The organism is Isoptericola sp. NPDC060185 (assembly GCF_042728595.1).
Taxonomy (GTDB): domain Bacteria; phylum Actinomycetota; class Actinomycetes; order Actinomycetales; family Cellulomonadaceae; genus Isoptericola.
In genome coordinates this window covers 25,176-39,620 of sequence record NZ_JBHWYY010000003.1, presented here as the reverse complement: position 1 = coordinate 39,620, position 14,445 = coordinate 25,176, and the positions used below count along the sequence as shown (strand labels likewise).

14 protein-coding genes are annotated in these 14,445 nt (G+C 76.6%); 5 read left to right on the top strand and 9 right to left on the bottom strand.

Going from position 1 to position 14,445, the window contains the following annotated elements; all coding sequences use genetic code 11:
- Nucleotides 1-44 precede the first annotated feature (44 nt).
- Nucleotides 45-830, top strand: a complete 786-nt coding sequence (locus ACFWDO_RS01750; protein WP_380317534.1) for a hypothetical protein — start codon at nucleotides 45-47, stop codon at nucleotides 828-830.
- Nucleotides 831-931: 101 nt separating this feature from the next.
- On the opposite strand, the gene ACFWDO_RS01745 is transcribed toward ACFWDO_RS01750, so the two are convergent.
- Together ACFWDO_RS01745 and ACFWDO_RS01740 are read right to left on the bottom strand one after the other, a co-directional pair.
- Nucleotides 932-1,510 (bottom strand): hypothetical protein, encoded by a 579-nt coding sequence (locus ACFWDO_RS01745; RefSeq protein ID WP_380323699.1) that lies wholly within the window; start codon nucleotides 1,508-1,510, stop codon nucleotides 932-934.
- Nucleotides 1,507-3,012, bottom strand: coding sequence for a PspC domain-containing protein (locus ACFWDO_RS01740; RefSeq protein WP_380323702.1), 1,506 nt, complete (start codon nucleotides 3,010-3,012; stop codon nucleotides 1,507-1,509). The genes ACFWDO_RS01745 and ACFWDO_RS01740 overlap by 4 nt, the downstream gene beginning before the upstream one ends.
- Nucleotides 3,013-3,149: 137 nt before the next feature.
- On the opposite strand from ACFWDO_RS01740, the gene ACFWDO_RS01735 reads away from it, so the two are divergent.
- Entirely contained in the window at nucleotides 3,150-4,433 is a 1,284-nt protein-coding gene (locus tag ACFWDO_RS01735) for a PspC domain-containing protein (RefSeq protein WP_380323705.1), read from the top strand.
- Complete coding sequence (locus ACFWDO_RS01730; RefSeq protein ID WP_380323708.1) at nucleotides 4,430-5,116, top strand: LuxR C-terminal-related transcriptional regulator; 687 nt, start codon at nucleotides 4,430-4,432, stop codon at nucleotides 5,114-5,116. Before ACFWDO_RS01735 ends, ACFWDO_RS01730 begins: the two co-directional genes overlap by 4 nt.
- Here ACFWDO_RS01730 and ACFWDO_RS01725 read toward each other — a convergent pair.
- Genes ACFWDO_RS01725 through ACFWDO_RS01705 form a run of 5 tightly spaced genes read right to left on the bottom strand, consistent with a single transcriptional unit; the run spans nucleotide 5,082 to nucleotide 9,999 of the window.
- Nucleotides 5,082-5,828 carry a sirohydrochlorin chelatase gene (locus ACFWDO_RS01725; RefSeq protein WP_380323711.1) on the bottom strand — a complete coding sequence of 249 codons (747 nt, stop codon included), beginning with the start codon at nucleotides 5,826-5,828 and terminating at the stop codon, nucleotides 5,082-5,084. The genes ACFWDO_RS01730 and ACFWDO_RS01725 overlap by 35 nt on opposite strands.
- 56 nt (nucleotides 5,829-5,884) lie before the next feature.
- On the bottom strand, nucleotides 5,885-7,198 hold the full coding sequence (gene cobA / locus ACFWDO_RS01720) for a uroporphyrinogen-III C-methyltransferase (RefSeq protein WP_380323714.1): 1,314 nt from the start codon (nucleotides 7,196-7,198) through the stop codon (nucleotides 5,885-5,887).
- Between the two features lie 17 nt (nucleotides 7,199-7,215).
- Entirely contained in the window at nucleotides 7,216-8,067 is an 852-nt protein-coding gene (locus ACFWDO_RS01715) for a phosphoadenylyl-sulfate reductase (RefSeq protein WP_380323717.1), read from the bottom strand.
- A complete protein-coding gene (locus ACFWDO_RS01710) occupies nucleotides 8,064-9,818 on the bottom strand; it encodes a nitrite/sulfite reductase (protein ID WP_380323720.1) in 1,755 nt (584 codons plus the stop codon). Before ACFWDO_RS01710 ends, ACFWDO_RS01715 begins: the two co-directional genes overlap by 4 nt.
- 52 nt (nucleotides 9,819-9,870) lie before the next feature.
- Nucleotides 9,871-9,999, bottom strand: a complete 129-nt coding sequence (locus ACFWDO_RS01705; protein WP_380346769.1) for a hypothetical protein — start codon at nucleotides 9,997-9,999, stop codon at nucleotides 9,871-9,873.
- A 237-nt stretch (nucleotides 10,000-10,236) separates the two neighbouring features.
- Between ACFWDO_RS01705 and ACFWDO_RS01700 the strand changes: the two genes are divergently transcribed.
- The gene (locus ACFWDO_RS01700; protein WP_380323723.1) at nucleotides 10,237-10,608 is read left to right on the top strand and encodes a hypothetical protein; all 372 of its coding nucleotides are present in this window, start codon (nucleotides 10,237-10,239) and stop codon (nucleotides 10,606-10,608) included.
- Nucleotides 10,609-10,630: 22 nt separating this feature from the next.
- Entirely contained in the window at nucleotides 10,631-11,113 is a 483-nt protein-coding gene (locus ACFWDO_RS01695) for a DUF456 domain-containing protein (protein ID WP_380323726.1), read from the top strand.
- 70 nt (nucleotides 11,114-11,183) lie between these two features.
- On the opposite strand, the gene ACFWDO_RS01690 is transcribed toward ACFWDO_RS01695, so the two are convergent.
- The gene (locus tag ACFWDO_RS01690) at nucleotides 11,184-11,474 is read right to left on the bottom strand and encodes a hypothetical protein (RefSeq protein WP_380323729.1); all 291 of its coding nucleotides are present in this window, start codon (nucleotides 11,472-11,474) and stop codon (nucleotides 11,184-11,186) included.
- Nucleotides 11,475-11,531: 57 nt separating this feature from the next.
- On the bottom strand, nucleotides 11,532-14,444 hold the full coding sequence (locus ACFWDO_RS01685; RefSeq protein ID WP_380323732.1) for an AAA family ATPase: 2,913 nt from the start codon (nucleotides 14,442-14,444) through the stop codon (nucleotides 11,532-11,534).
- Between the last annotated feature and the right edge of the window lies 1 nt (nucleotide 14,445).

The window sequence follows — 14,445 nt, the reverse complement described above, 5'->3', positions numbered from 1 at the left end:
CTCCAGCGCATGCATCACGGCACACACCTGAGGAGAGGTGCGACATGTCGAGCACTGTCACCGTTCATCCGACCAAGGGCGTCCGCGGGATCGGGATGATCACCGTCATCGCGGGCATCGTCATGATCGTGCTCGGCCTGGGGGTGTGGGTGGTCGTCTCCCAGACCCTCTCCGACGAGCAGATCACCGTGTCCGACGACTCCACCTTCATGAACGGCACGTTCGCGGGGCAGCACGTCGCCGGCCCGTTGACCGCGTACGCGCAGGCCGACGTCATCGACATGCACGCCACCGAGATGGCCGGCGGCAAGACGTACGCGGAGCTGCCCCAGGACGACCCCGTCCGCGAGAGCGTGATGGACGCGTCCTTCCTGCGGGCGTCGCTGTTCACGTCCGTGGTGGCGTTCGGCGTCTGCGCCCTCGTCATCGGCCTCGGGATCGTGTTCATCCTGCTGGGGAGCGCGCTGCGCAAGCTCGCCGGCGGGCCCCAGGTGGTGGTCGACACGCCGGCGCTCAGCTCGGGCGGCGACCTGTCGCACGCCGCGCACCGCGCGGAGCCCGCCGAGCCCGCGAGGCCGGCGCCCGGCAAGCCTGAACCCACCACGCCCGAGCCCACCAGACCTGCGCGCACCGAGGCCCCGGCGCCGCCGCCCGAGCGACCGAGCACGCGCACCGCCCCCGAGGCGCCCGCCGGCGGGACGCCGCCGCCGACCTCGACGACGCCTCCGTCGACGACGCCCCCGTCGGCGCCGCCGGCAGCCCCGTCGACGCCGCCGGAGAACCCGCCCGCCACGCCGCCGTCGAGCGGCAGCGGATCCCCGTCCGCCTGAGGCGCGACGGCACCCGACAAGCCGGTATCAGCACGACGACGCGGCGGTGATCCTGAGGGGTCACCGCCGCGTCGTCGTGCGGGGCGTGTCGCGACCGTGCGTCAGCGGGCCGTCGTGCGACGCCGGCGCCGCACCGCGCTCACCACGGAGCCGATGACGAGCAGCACTCCCGCCGCGGCGAGCAGCACGATGGCGGCCAGCTCGACGTCGATGTGCATGCCCGCGCCGTTGGCGACCAGGCCGACGCCGAACGCCACCACGAGGAACCCCCACACGATCGTGCTGGCCCGCGGGCCCGGGGCCGGCACGTGGCGGTCGTCGGAGGAGGTGGCCGTCCCGTACGCCGCCGTGCCCGCGACAGGCTCCGGGGCGGCCGCAGCTGCGGCGGGCTCGTCGTGGGCAGGCTGTGCGTAGCCAGGTTGCCCGTAGACAGGTTGCCCGTAGGCGGGCTGGTCGTACGCGGGCTGCTCGTACGTCGGCCGGTCGGGCTGGTCGAAGATCGACAGCGGGTCCTGGTCGCCGGCCACGGGCAGCGCGCGGGTCTCGTCCGCTGCGGGCAGGGCCTGCGTCTCGTCCGTGGCGGGCAGGGCCTGCGTCTCGTCCGTGGCGGGCAGGGCCTGCGTCTCGTCGCCGCGGTCCTCAGGCTCGGGGACGGGGGTCGTGGGCTTGTCGTCGCTCATCGGGACTCCTCGATGGTCAGGTCGCCGGCGCGGACGTCGACGTCGAGCAGGAGGCGGGCGCCGTCGGCGCCGGCGACCTCGTCGCTGCTGAAGTGCGCCGGGCCGTTGGTGTACGTGTTCACGGAGTTGTCCTGCCCGTCGACGCGCCAGGTGGCGCTGCCGGCGATGACCTCGACGTCGGCCGCGACGGCCTGGTCGTCGGGGATCAGCACCTGCGCGCTGCCCGCGGTCATGGAGATCGGTACGACGACGGGGTCGCCCGGGGTGACGTCGCCGAGGTCCAGCGCGGTGAGGTCGACGACCGCGCTGCCGAAGCGCACGTGCATGCCCTCCTCGGCCTCGGCCACGGTGCGGGGGGTCAGGGTGCCGTCGCTGACGACGGCGCCGCTGTCCTGCGGGCCGGCGTCCCAGAAGTCCCAGGAGTCGCGGCCCCCGGCGAACGGCCAGGTGATGACGCCGGCGATCAGGGCGAGGATCGCGAGGAAGGTCAGCGTGCCGCCGCGGCGTCCGCGCAGCCCGGTCACGACGAGGCCGAGACCGAGGACCACGATCGAGGTGCCCAGCCACGTGGCGCCCAGGGGGACGCCGAGGTCGCCCACGCGGTCGGCGACGAGCAGGAGCGCGCCGACCAGCAGGACGATCCCGACGACGATGCCGACGGCGCCCGCTCCGGGGCCGCGGCGCGGCGGACGCGGCGGCCGCGGGGGAGCCGGGGGCGCGAGCGGGGCGGGGGCGGGGAGCGGCGCCGGGGCGGGCGCCGCGGACCAGGTGCCGGTGGACGGCGGGGTCGGTTGCGGCGCCGCGGGCGCGGCCAGGTACGGCGCGGGCGGCGCCGGCGTGAACGAGTCCGTGGGCACGTCCGCGGCGGGGCCGGCGGGGCTGCCGGGGGAGGGCGCGGAGCCCGGCGTGCCGGGGTAGGACGTGGCGGGGGAGGGCGTGGCGGGGGAGGGCGTGGCGGGGTACGGCGGGGTGGGCGCCACGGTGGGGCCGCCGGACCGCGGCTTGCGGTCGCGGACCAGCTTGACGATCAGCCAGACGATCCCGACCCAGACGGCCACCCACAGGACGCCGCGGATCCACTCGACGCCGAAGCCCCACCAGCCGAGGCCGTCGTCCAACGCGAACCCGACGATCAGCGCGACGACGGCGCCGAGCAGGGCGACGTCGAAGTCGCCGCGGAACGCCTGCTGCAGGTGGATGCGGCCGTCGCGCTCCGGCAGCAGCGCCCACGCGATCGCGTAGACGACGATGCCGGCGCCGGTGAGGAAGAAGCTGAGGATCAGCAGGCCGCGCACCAGCAGGGGGTCGAGCCCGAACCGCTCGGCGACCCCGCCCGCGACGCCGCCGACCCACCGGTTGTCGGACCGGGTGATCCCGAGGCGGCGGATGGAGTCGAAGAAGCCGTCGCCGGTGCGGCGGGGCGGCACGGGGCCGCCCGCGGCGGTGGTGCCGCCGGTGCCGGGCTGCGACCCGGGCGGCTGGGGGAGGTCGTCGGTGCTCATGGCTCCATCCTGACGAGCGCGGCGGCGCCGCGGCATCGGGTGCTGCCCTGACGCGACCCTGAAACACCGGGGTCGGCCACCCTGAAACCTCGGGATCCCGCGGCCGGGGACGCCCCCGACGTGCCAGGATCGGGAGCGTGAGCACCCCCCGACCCCCGCGCCTCCCGCTGCGCCGGCCCCCGCAGGGCCGGATCCTCGGTGGTGTCGCCGCGGGCCTCGCCGCGCACCTGGGCCTGTCGGTCCTGCTGGTGCGGCTCGCGTTCGTGCTCCTCGCCTTCGCGGGCGGGGCGGGCGCGGTCGCGTACGTGTTCTGGTGGGTGACGGTCCCGTCGGGCGACCCGCGGCAGGCGGCCGCGGCGGCCGCCCCCACGGCGCTGCAGCGCCTGGCGCCGCGGCTGCGGCTGCAGGGCCCGGTGGCGGCGCTGCCCGTGCGCGACGTCCTCATCGGCGCCGCCCTCATCGCGGGCGCGTTCATCCTGGTCGCGGTCCGCGCGGGCTGGGACGTCGGGGCGTCGTGGGTGCTGCCCGCGCTGGTCGCCGTCGGCGGCCTCGCGCTCGCGTGGAGCCAGCTCGACGCCGCGCAGCGCGGTCGCCGCTCGGGCGACGGCGGCGCCACCAGCCGCTCGACGCTCGTGCTGCGCCTGGTCGGCGGCGTCGTCCTCGTCATGGTCGGCGTGCTGCTCCTCATCGGCCAGGACGCCCCGGTGCCGGTGCTGCTCCAGGCGGGTGCGGCGTCGCTGGCGGTGCTGGCGGGCGCGGCCCTGATGCTGGCGCCGTGGTGGCTGCGCCTGGTGCGCGAGCTGGGCGACGAGCGGGCGGCCCGCGCCCGGGAGGCGGAGCGCGCGGACATCGCCGCCCACCTGCACGACTCGGTGCTGCAGACGCTCGCGCTGATCCGTTCGCGCGCGGACGACCCGGAGGCCGTGGCGCGCATGGCCCGCGCCCAGGAGCGCGAGCTGCGCGAGTGGCTCTACACCGACCGCACGGCCCCCGGCACGTCGCTCGCGGCCGAGCTGCGGGCGCTGGTGGCCGAGGTCGAGGACGGCCGCGCCGTCGAGATCGAGTCCGTGATGGTGGGCGACTGCGTCCCCACGGAGGAGACGTCGGCGTTGCTGCAGGCGTCCCGCGAGGCGCTGGTCAACGCCGTCGCGCACGGCCGCCCGCCCGTGACGGTGTACCTCGAGGTGACCGACGCGGCGGTCGAGGTGTTCGTCCGCGACCGCGGCGACGGCTTCGAGATGGACGACATCGCCCCCGACCGGTTCGGCGTGCGCGAGTCGATCCTGGGCCGCGTGCACCGGCGCGGCGGCACCGCCGACGTGACGAGCCGCCCGGGCTGGGGCACCGAGGTGCGGCTGCGGATGCCGAGGTCCCCGACGAACGACAGCAGCAGGCCCATCGACGAAGGAGCACGCACGTGACCACGACGCCCGACGCCCCCGAGCAGCCGAACCGGCCCGTGCCGGTGGTCCTCGTCGACGACCACCACATGTTCCGCACGGGGGTGCGCGCCAGCCTGGACGGGCGCGTGGACGTGGTCGGCGAGGCGGCCGACGTCGACCAGGCGGTCGCCGTCGTGCACGAGCTGCGGCCCCCGGTGGTGCTGCTCGACGTGCACCTGCCGGGAGGCAACGGCGGGGGCGGGGCCGAGGTCGTGCGGAGGTGCGCCGACCTGCTGGGCGGGACGAAGTTCCTCGCGCTGTCCGTGTCCGACGCGGCCGAGGACGTGGTGGCCGTCATCCGCGCCGGGGCGCGCGGCTACGTCACGAAGAACATCTCGGCGTCCGACCTGTCCGGCGCGGTGGTGCGGGTCGCGGGCGGCGACGCGGTGTTCTCGCCGCGGCTGGCGGGCTTCGTGCTCGACGCGTTCGGCACGGCGGCGGGCGACGTCGCGGTGGCCGACGACGAGCTGGACCGGCTGTCCAAGCGCGAGCAGGAGGTCATGCGCCTCATCGCGCGCGGGTACTCCTACCGCGAGGTGGCGAGCGAGCTGTTCATCTCCATCAAGACGGTCGAGACCCACGTGTCCGCCGTGCTGCGCAAGCTGCAGCTGTCCAGCCGCTACGAGCTCACGCGGTGGGCCGCGGCGCGCCGCCTGCTCTGACCACGGCACCGTAGCGCTCGGCCACGACCTCGACCAGCTCGTCGGGCGCCTCGGCGCCCGCGACCAGCAGCGGCGCGGTCGTGACGTCGCCGCCCGCCCGTGCGGCGAGGTCGGCGAAGAACCCCGGCGCGAGCAGGTAGGTGGCGACGACGACGCGGCGCCCCGGGCGCTCCGCCCGGGCGGCGGCGACCACCTCGTGCACCCGCGGGGTCGCGTTCGCGATGTACCCGACGGTGACGGGCCTGCCGACCCGCGCCGCGAGCCGGCCCGCGGTGGTCTCGCAGTCGGCGACGGCGCGCGGGTCGCTGGACCCGGCGGCGGCCAGCACCACCGTGTCGTCGGGGCGCAGGCCGGCCTCGTCCAGGCGTCGCACCAGCACGTCGACGAGCCGGTCGTCCGGGCCGAGCGCGCCGCCGAGGGCCACGTCGCCGCCGCCCGCCACGGCGGCGTCGACGTCCTCGCGCAGGTCCACGTGCACGTGGTACCCGGCGGACAGGAGCAGCGGCACGACGACCGTGGACGCGACGGCCGGGTGCTCCCGCAGCCCCGCGAGGCAGGTGGGCACGTCCGGCTGCTGCACGTCGACGAAGCCCGCGTGCACGGGGACGTCGGGCACGCGCGCGGCGACCGCGTCGACCAGGGTCGCGACGGCGCCCGCGCCGGTGGCGGACGCCGTCCCGTGCGAGACGGCAAGGAGCGCGGGAGCGGTCATGCGCGCGACCCTACGACCGGCACCGACCGGCGCCGTTTCGTCCGCGTGAACCGCCGTCACGACGACCTCACCGCGGGCCGGGCCCCGGCGTGAGCCGAGGTCGGCCCCGCCCACGCGGGGCTGCGGCGCACGACGTCGCCGACGACGGTCACCGCGGGCGCCTGCACGCCGACGGCGCGCGCCCGGTCCGCGATGTCCGCGAGCGTGCCCACCGTGGTCCGCTGGCGCGGGCCGAACCCGTCCTCCACCACGGCGACCGGCGTGGCCGCGGGCCGTCCGGCCGCGACGAGCGCGCGGGCGGTCTCGGCGAGCCGGGTGACGCCCATGAGCAGCACGACGGTGTGGTCGGTGCCGCCGGGCACCTGCCCGACGTCGTCGTGCCCGGTGAGCACGCTGAACCCGCGCGCCAGGCCGCGGTGGGTGACGGGGATGCCGGCGGCGGCGGGGACGGACACCGCGGAGGTGACCCCGGGCACGACCTCCACCTCGACGCCCGCCGCGAGGCACTCGTCCAGCTCCTCGCCGCCGCGGCCGAAGACGTACGGGTCGCCGCCCTTGAGGCGCACCACGTCCCGTCCGGCCAGGGCGTGGCGCACCAGCAGGGCGGAGATCTCCTCCTGCGGCACGGGGTGGTGGCCGGGCGTCTTGCCAACGTCGACCACCTCGACGTCGTCGCCCAGGCCGGCGAGGAGGGACCGCGGGGCGAGGCGGTCCACGACGACGACGTCCGCGGTCGCGAGCAGGCGACGGCCGCGTACCGTGACCAGGCCGGCCGCGCCGGGCCCGCCGCCCACGAGGGCGACGCGCCCGCGCCGCGGGGGAGCGCCGTCGGCGGCGGGGTCGGTGGGGTCCGGGTCGCCGGCGGGCCGCACCGCGCGCAGGGGCAGGCTGCCGTCGTCGAGCCCGGCGACGACGGCGTCGCGCACCCGCACGGCGCGCCGCGGGTCGCGCGCCGCCGTGACGGCGACGGTGAGGTCGCCCGCCGGCCGGCCGGCGGCGTCGGTGACGGGAGTGCGGGCCACCGCAGGCACCCAGGCGCTGCCGAGGCCGGCGTCCCCGGCGGTGACGCAGAAGGTGCGCAGCAGCTCGGCGTCGCCGGCCACGCGGGCGTCGACCTCGGGGTCGCCGGTGGCCGTGTGCACGAGCCACGCGCCGTCGAGGTCGCCGTCGCAGTACCCGCGCGTGACCCGCTCGATCGCGCCCGCGGCGACGAGCGCCGCCAGGTCGGGGACGACATCGGGCGCGATCACGCGCACGCGGGCGCCCGCGGCGAGCAGGCCGCGCACGCGGCGCAGGGCCACGGGTCCACCGCCCACCACGATGACGAGCCGGCCGGCGACGCGCAGGCCCAGGGGGTACGTGTCGTGCACGGGGGCCACCTTCCTCTTCATACGTGCAGCCCGCACTCGGTCTTGTCGCGGCCGGCCCAGCGCCCGGCACGGGCGTCCTGCCCGGCCTCCACGCGCTGGGTGCAGGGCTCGCAGCCCACCGACGGGTAGCCGTCGCTGAGCAGGGGGTTGACGACGACGCCGTGCTCCCGCGCGTACTCCTCGACGTCCTCGTCGGTCCAGGCCGCGAGGGGGTTGATCTTCACGACGCCGTTCTTCTCGTCCCAGGCGACGAGCGGCGCGTTCGCGCGGGCCGCGGTCTCGCCGCGACGCACGCCGGTGGCCCATGCCTCGTAGCCCTGCAGCGCCTGCCGCATGGGGGCGACCTTGCGCATCGCGCAGCAGGCCTCGGGGTCGCGGTCGTGCAGGCGAGGGCCGTGCGCGGCGTCCTGCTGCGCGACGGTGAGCTCGGGGCGCACGTCCACGACGTCGACGTCCATCTCGATCTCGACGGCGCCGCGCGTGCCGAGCGTCTCCGCGAAGTGGTAGCCGGTGTCGCCGAACAGGACGTCGACGAACGGCAGCTGCCGGGACACCAGGTGCGCCAGCACGAGGTCCTGCATCGAGGAGGCGACGGCGAGGTACGGGCCGAACTCCCGCACCGCCCACGCGACGACCTCCGCGGCCGTCGCCTCGGGACGGTCGCCGTCGGCGTGGAGCTGGGCCCGCCCGCGCTCGACGACGTGCCGCAGCTCCTCGGGGGAGCGGCGGTGCCGCGCCGCGCGGGCGTGCTGCCGGGCCTCCCGCGACGTCTCGCGCGCCCGGGCCCGGGCCCGGACCTCGGCGAGGCGGCCGCCGCCCGCCGGCGAGGCGAGCAGCGTCACCGCGGCGGACTCCTCGACGGCGGTCACCGCAAGGCCTCCTCGTCGGCCCGGTGCGCCCACTGCGCGAACGTCTCGTCGCCGGTGTGCTCGGCGTCGTACCGCCGCACGACGCGCTCCACGTAGTCACCGACCTCCGCCGCCGGGACCTTGAGGCCGCGCACCGTGCGGCCCAGCTCCCCGGCGTCGCGGCCGGCGCCCACGAGGCCGCCGCCCAGGTGCACCTGGAAGCCAGGCATCTGCTCGCCGTCGACGGTGATGATCTGGCCCTTGAGCCCGATGTCGGCGGTCTGGATCCGGGCGCACGAGTTGGGGCAGCCGTTGACGTTGAGCTCGATGGGCCGCTCGAGGCGGGCGGTGACGTCGCCGAGCCGGTCCTCCAGCTCGCCGATCACGCGGGCCGCGGTGTCCTTGGTGTCGACGATCGCGAGCTTGCAGAACTCGATGCCCGTGCAGGCGATCGTCGAGCGGCGGAAGAGGCTCGGGCGGGCGGTGAGGCCCAGCGGCTCCAGGCCCGCGACGAGCTCGTCCACGCGGTCGGCCGGGACGCCGAGGATCACGACCTTCTGGTGCGCGGTGAGCCGCGCCCCGTCCGCGCCGACCCGCTCGACCAGGTCCGCGAGCCCGGTGAGCGTGTTGCCGCCCACCCGCCCGACGACGGGCGCCGCGCCCACGTAGAACCGGCCGTCCTTCTGCGCGTGCACGCCGACGTGGTCGCCGGGGCGGGTGGCCGGCGCGGGGGCCGGGCCGTCGGGCAGCGCGTACCCGAGGTACTCGGTCTCCAGCACCTCGCGGAACTTCGCGGTGCCCCAGTCCGCGAGCAGGAACTTCAGGCGGGCCTTGTTGCGCAGCCGCCGGTAGCCGTAGTCGCGGAAGATGCGGATGACGCCGTGCCAGACGTCGGGAGCCTGCTCCTGCGTGACGAAGACGCCGAGCCGCTCGCCGAGCCGCGGCGTCGTCGACAGCGCCCCGCCCACCCACAGGTCGTAGCCCGGGCCGAGCTCGGGGTGCACCACGCCGACCAGCGAGATGTCGTTGATCTCGTGCACGACGTCGAGGCTCGGGTGCCCGGTGATCGCCGTCTTGAACTTGCGGGGCAGGTTCGCCAGCTCCGGGTCACCGATGTAGCGCCGCTTGATCTCGTGGATCACCGGGGTCGGGTCGATGATCTCGTCCGCCGCGACGCCCGCCACCGGGCTGCCGAGGAAGCCGCGGGGAGAGTCGCCGCACGCCGTCGTCGTCTCCAGGCCCACCGTGTCCAACCGGCGCCAGATCTCCGGCATGCTCTCGATCTCGATCCAGTGGTACTGGATGTTCTGCCGGTCGGTGATGTCCGCCGAGCCCCGCCCGAAGTCCGCGGAGATGCCCCCCAGTACCCGCAGCGCCGCCGGGTCGAGCAGCTGCCCGTCCGACCGGACGCGCAGCATGAAGTAGCGGTCCTCCAGCTCGTGCGGCTCGAGCGTGGCGGTGCGGCCGCCGTCGATCCCGGGCTTGCGCTGCGTGTACAGGCCCCACCAGCGGAAGCGACCGTGCAGGTCGTCGTCGGCGATGGAGTCGAAGCCGTCGCGCGCGTAGATCGTCTCGATGCGCTCGCGGACCCCGAGCGGCGCCGCCTCCTGCTTGAACACCTCGTTGTGGTTGAGCGGCTCGGTGCCGTCCACCTTCCACTGCCCGTTCGGGCGGGTGGCGCGCGGCGGACGCACGCGGGCGGCGGTCTCTCGGGGCGTGGCGGCGTTCTCGCTGGTGGCGGAGGGTGCGGGGGCGGTGGTCTGCGTCGTCATCTGGGGGAGTTCCTCGGTCCTCGGGGGGCGGGGACGCGCGACGACGAGCGACTCAGCAGGGGTGGGCCGAGGACCGACGGCGCGCGCCGGTGCTCAGGAGCCGCGGGGTGGCGGCGGGGCTGAGGTAGGGCGCGATCAGCGACAGCAGCACAGACAGCTGCGCATGCTGCGACGCACGCACGCCGGCATCTCGTGACGCGTCGTCACGAGGAGGCGGTGCGCGGCCGTGGTCATGGCGACGACGGTAACCGGTCGGGGACAGGGAGCGCGAGAGCTGTTCCACATCGTGGGACCACATTGTGGGACGGCGTTCCGGGACGGTCGCGCGAGGCGCCGTCGGGCGGTGCCCGGGTGTGACATGTGACCGGTTGCGGACACCGGCGTCAGATCCCTGTCCGCGCGCGGATAGGGTGACGGCATGGAGTTTCTCTACCACGTCTTTGTCGCGCTCCACTTCGTGGGCTGGGCGATCGTCCTCGGCGGCTACATCGCGTCGATGAAGAGCCCCGGCCTCTACCGCGGGGTCTTCCACGGCGCCGCGACGGCCCTCGTCGCGGGCGTCGTCATGGTCGGTGTCGCCGAGATGGGCGACCTCTGGGCGGACGGCGGCCCGAGCATGGCCAAGATCGGCGTCAAGCTCGTGATCGCGCTGATCATCGCCGTGCTCGCCTTCCTCGCCAAGCGCCAGGGCGCCAAGGGCGACAACGGCACGGGTGCCGTCAGCCCGGCGCTGAAGCACTCGATCGGCGCACTGACGCTGGTCAACATCCTGGTCGCCGTCTTCTGGTGACCTCCGCCCTCGTGTCCCCGCGATGAGCGTCCTGGGGGAGGTGCTGGTCGGGCTGGCGATCGCCGTCGGCCTGGTCGGCATCGTCGTCCAGGTGCTCCCCGGCAACGTGCTCGTGCTGGGGAGCATCCTCGTGTGGGCGTGGGTCACGGGCGGCACGACGGCGTGGGTGTGCTTCGCCGTCGCCGCGGTGGCGGTCCTGCTCGCCGAGACCGGGCAGTGGCTGCTGGCCGGCCGCCACATGCGCCGCGCGGAGGTGCCGTGGGGCACGCTCGCCGTCGCCGGGCTCGCGGGGGTCGTCGGGTTCTTCGTGGTCCCCGTGGTCGGGCTCTTCCTCTTCTTCGCCGCCGCGGTCTTCCTCGTCGAGCTGGCCCGCCGGCGCGACGCCGCCGTCGCCTGGACCGCCACCCGCGCTGCGCTCAAGGCCACCCTGATCACCATCGGCGTGCAGCTCGCGGGCGGCCTGGTCGCCACCGTCGTGTGGGTGGTCGGGCTCGTCCTGACCTGACCTGACCTGACCCAACCTGGTCTGAACCGACCTGGCCCGCCCTGGACCCGACCCGCCCCGACCCGGCCGCTCAGCGACCTGCCGCCGGCGGCGTGCCGAAGTCGCCACGCCCGATCCGCTGCGCAGGGACGGGGGCGGACCGTCCGGGATCGTGGCTCTCGAGCGTCGCCGCATCGCCCGACGCTCCGGCCCCCGCATGGTCGACGACGGTGAGTGCCGCCGCGCCTGCCAGGGCCCCGCACACCAGCGCCCCGCAGACCAGCGCAGTGACGCCGCCCGGGGCTCGGGGCCGGGCGCTCGCCGGGGCGGGGGAAGAGGGAGGGGCGTCGTCGGGCGGGGAGAGCTCGATGGTCCAGGACATGGCCGCCTCCCTCCGCCCCCGCCACCCGAGCGTGCAGCCCTCGGCGGCGGGCGCGCATCAGGCGACTCCCTTGCCTCCCGGCGGCGCCATCCGCGCCATCCGCGCCCCGAGCTCCGCGCGGGAGCGGATGGCGAGCTTCGCGTACGCCCGGGACAGGTGCGCCTCGACGGTCTTCGCGCTCATCGACAGGGCGGCCGCCACCTCACGGTTCGTGCGGCCGGTGGCCGCGAGCTCACAGACCCGCGTCTCCATCGCCGTGAGCGGCGACCCGGCGCGGGGCCCGGTCAGCCGGTCGCGCTCCGCCGCGGCCACGCCGGCCCAGAGCGCACAACCGACCGCATCCAGCTCGGTCACGGCGCGCCGGGCGGCATCGGCCGCGGCCGCCCGTCGGCGGGCCCGGCGTTCGATCCGGGCCTGAGCGAGCCGGGTGCGCCCGCGCTCGTAACCGAGGTCCGGGGCGGCGAAGTCGTCGAGGGCTTCGTCCAGGAGGCGCCGGGCCGTCGTGACGTCGCCGGTCGCCGCCGCCACGGCCGCGCGCCCCCGCGCCAGCACGCCCTGCAGCCACACCCCGCCCGGGAGCGCGCCGGCCGCCTCGTAGCCGTCGAGCACCTCGCTCGCCCCGGCGGTGTCCCCCGTCGCGACGAGCGCGTCCACCAGGTCGGGCACGAAGCCCGCGAACCCCGGATGGCGGTAGCCGGCGGCGACGACCGTGCGCTCCAGCGGGCGCAGGAGTGTCACGACGGCGGCGGCGTCGGCCGAGGCGAGGAGGACCGAGGCGAGCGTGGATGCCGGCAGGGCGCTGACGTGCGGGGCGTCGTAGGCCGTGAACTGCGCGACGGCGTCCCGCGCCCGCGGCTCCGCTCCCGCGGTGTCGCCCGTCCACGCGAGGAGGTGTGCTCGGGCGGTCGCCGCCATGAGGGCGAGGACGGGGCCGTCGGTGCCGCGGGCGCGGTCCTCGAGCCGTCGGACGGCGCCTTCGGCCGTCGCGAGCTCGCCCACCAGCACCGCGGCGCGTGCGGCGTAGAACTGCACGTACCAGAGGTCGGCCTCCTGGCCGCGCTCGACGCAGCGGCGCTCCGCCGCCAGCAGCAGCGGGAGCGCGGCGCCGGGCCGGCCCGCGAAGTACAGGGCGGACGCGACGTTCACGCTGGGCCAGCGGATCGCGGGCACGGCACGGTCGGGGTCCTCGGCGTCGAGGGCGAGCCGGGCCGCCTCCTCGTCGAGGCCGCGGCCGGACAGCTGGTCGAAGACGACGCGCGCCGCGAGCAGCTCCGCGTCTGCCGGGCCGCGGGGCGGGCCGGGGCTGTGTGGCAGGGCGGGGCCGGCTGCCGGGGCGCCCGCGATCATCCGCTCGCGGGCGCGCTCCACCTGGCCGGCGTTGAGGAGGCCTGTCGCGAGGTCGCCCACGAGCGAGGCCCGCAGGCCGGGGTCCGTCGCCGCCAGGGGCACCGCCTCCTCGAGGGCGGCGATCGACCCTGCCAGGTCGCCGAGGCGGAAGCGAGCCTGGCCCACGACGCCGAGGGCGCGGGCTCGCGCGACGTCCGCGGCGGCGGTCGCGGGGACTTCGGTCGCGGGGACTTCGGTCGTCGGTGCTTCGGTCGTCAGTGCTTCGGTCGCGAGGCCGAGCGCGCGACCGTAGCTGTCGACCCGCAGATGGTCGGCGGCCGCGCGGACGAGACGGTCGGGCGACCGGTCGCCCAGCGCCAGCGCGAGCTCCTCCAGCTCCACCGCCACCGTGGTCGCACCTCGTCGTCGCGCGCCGGCGGCGGCCGCGTCGAGGGCGGCGACGGCGGCGGGGTCGGGCCCGGTCGACGCGTGCGCCAGGTGCCGGGCACGCGCCTCGGGTCCCGCGACCACCTCGGCGAGACTGCGGTGCCGCGCGCGGCGGGTGCTCGGCGGGGCGCCGTCGAGCACCCCGGCGGCGAACAGCGGGTGCGTGAAGCGGGCGTGGCCGTCGTCGAGCCTGACCACGCCGGCGTCCTCGGCGGGGGCGAGCGCCGCGGACACCGCGGTCAGGCCCCCGTGCACCTCGCCGAGGAGGTCGAGGTGCGGGTCGGACAGGCAGGCAGCGGTCAGGAGCGCGTCGCGGGTCGCCGGGGCGAGGTCCGCGAGGCGTGCGCCGACGAGCGCACGAAGGGTGGGCGGCAGCCCGTCGGGGGCGCCGTTCGAGCGCCGGTGCTCGGCGAGCTGGAGCGCGAACAGCGGGCTCCCGCCCGCGGAGGCGACGAGGCGGGCAGCATCGAGCGGCGCGAACGCGTCTCCCTCGACGCCGCGGACGACCGCCAGCAGGTCGGCGTCGGGAAGCGGGCCGAGGGGGAGGCGGACCAACCGGCGCGGGTCGGACGGCTCCAGCTCGACGACGGTCTCCGGTCGCCCGTCGGGGGCACCATCAGGGGCACTACCAGGGGCGGGGCCGTTGTCGCCGGGCGCGGGGTCGTGGTTGCCCGGCGCGGGGCCGTCCTCGGTGCGCGCGCAGGTCAGGACCGCAACCCTTCCGGACACCCGCCGGCAGGCGAACGCGAGCGCCCGGCGGCTCGACGGGTCCAGCCACTGGAGGTCGTCCACCGCGACCAGCACCGGGCCGCGCGACGCTGCCTCCTGAAGGAGGGTCCGCGTCGCCGCCGCGACCAGCTGAGCCCCGCCGTCGGGCCCGGAGCGCTCTGCCCCGAGCGCGGCCCCGAGCGCGCGTCTCTGCGCCCGAGGGAGGCGTCTCGCCGTCCCCGAAAGGGGCGCCAGGACCTCGGCGAGCCCGGCGTGCTCCAGCTGCACCTCGGCAGCGGTCGGCCGGGCCGCGAGGACGAGCACGTCCCGCTCGCGTGCCCGGTCCAGCGCCGCGAGCCACACCGTCGTCTTGCCGATACCGGGAGGCCCGCTGAGCGCCAGCGCCGCCGGTGCCCGGTCCGCCGCGTCGAGGAGGTGCTCGACGGCGGCGAGCACCTCCGACCTCCCCACGACCCCGGGGTCCGCCACG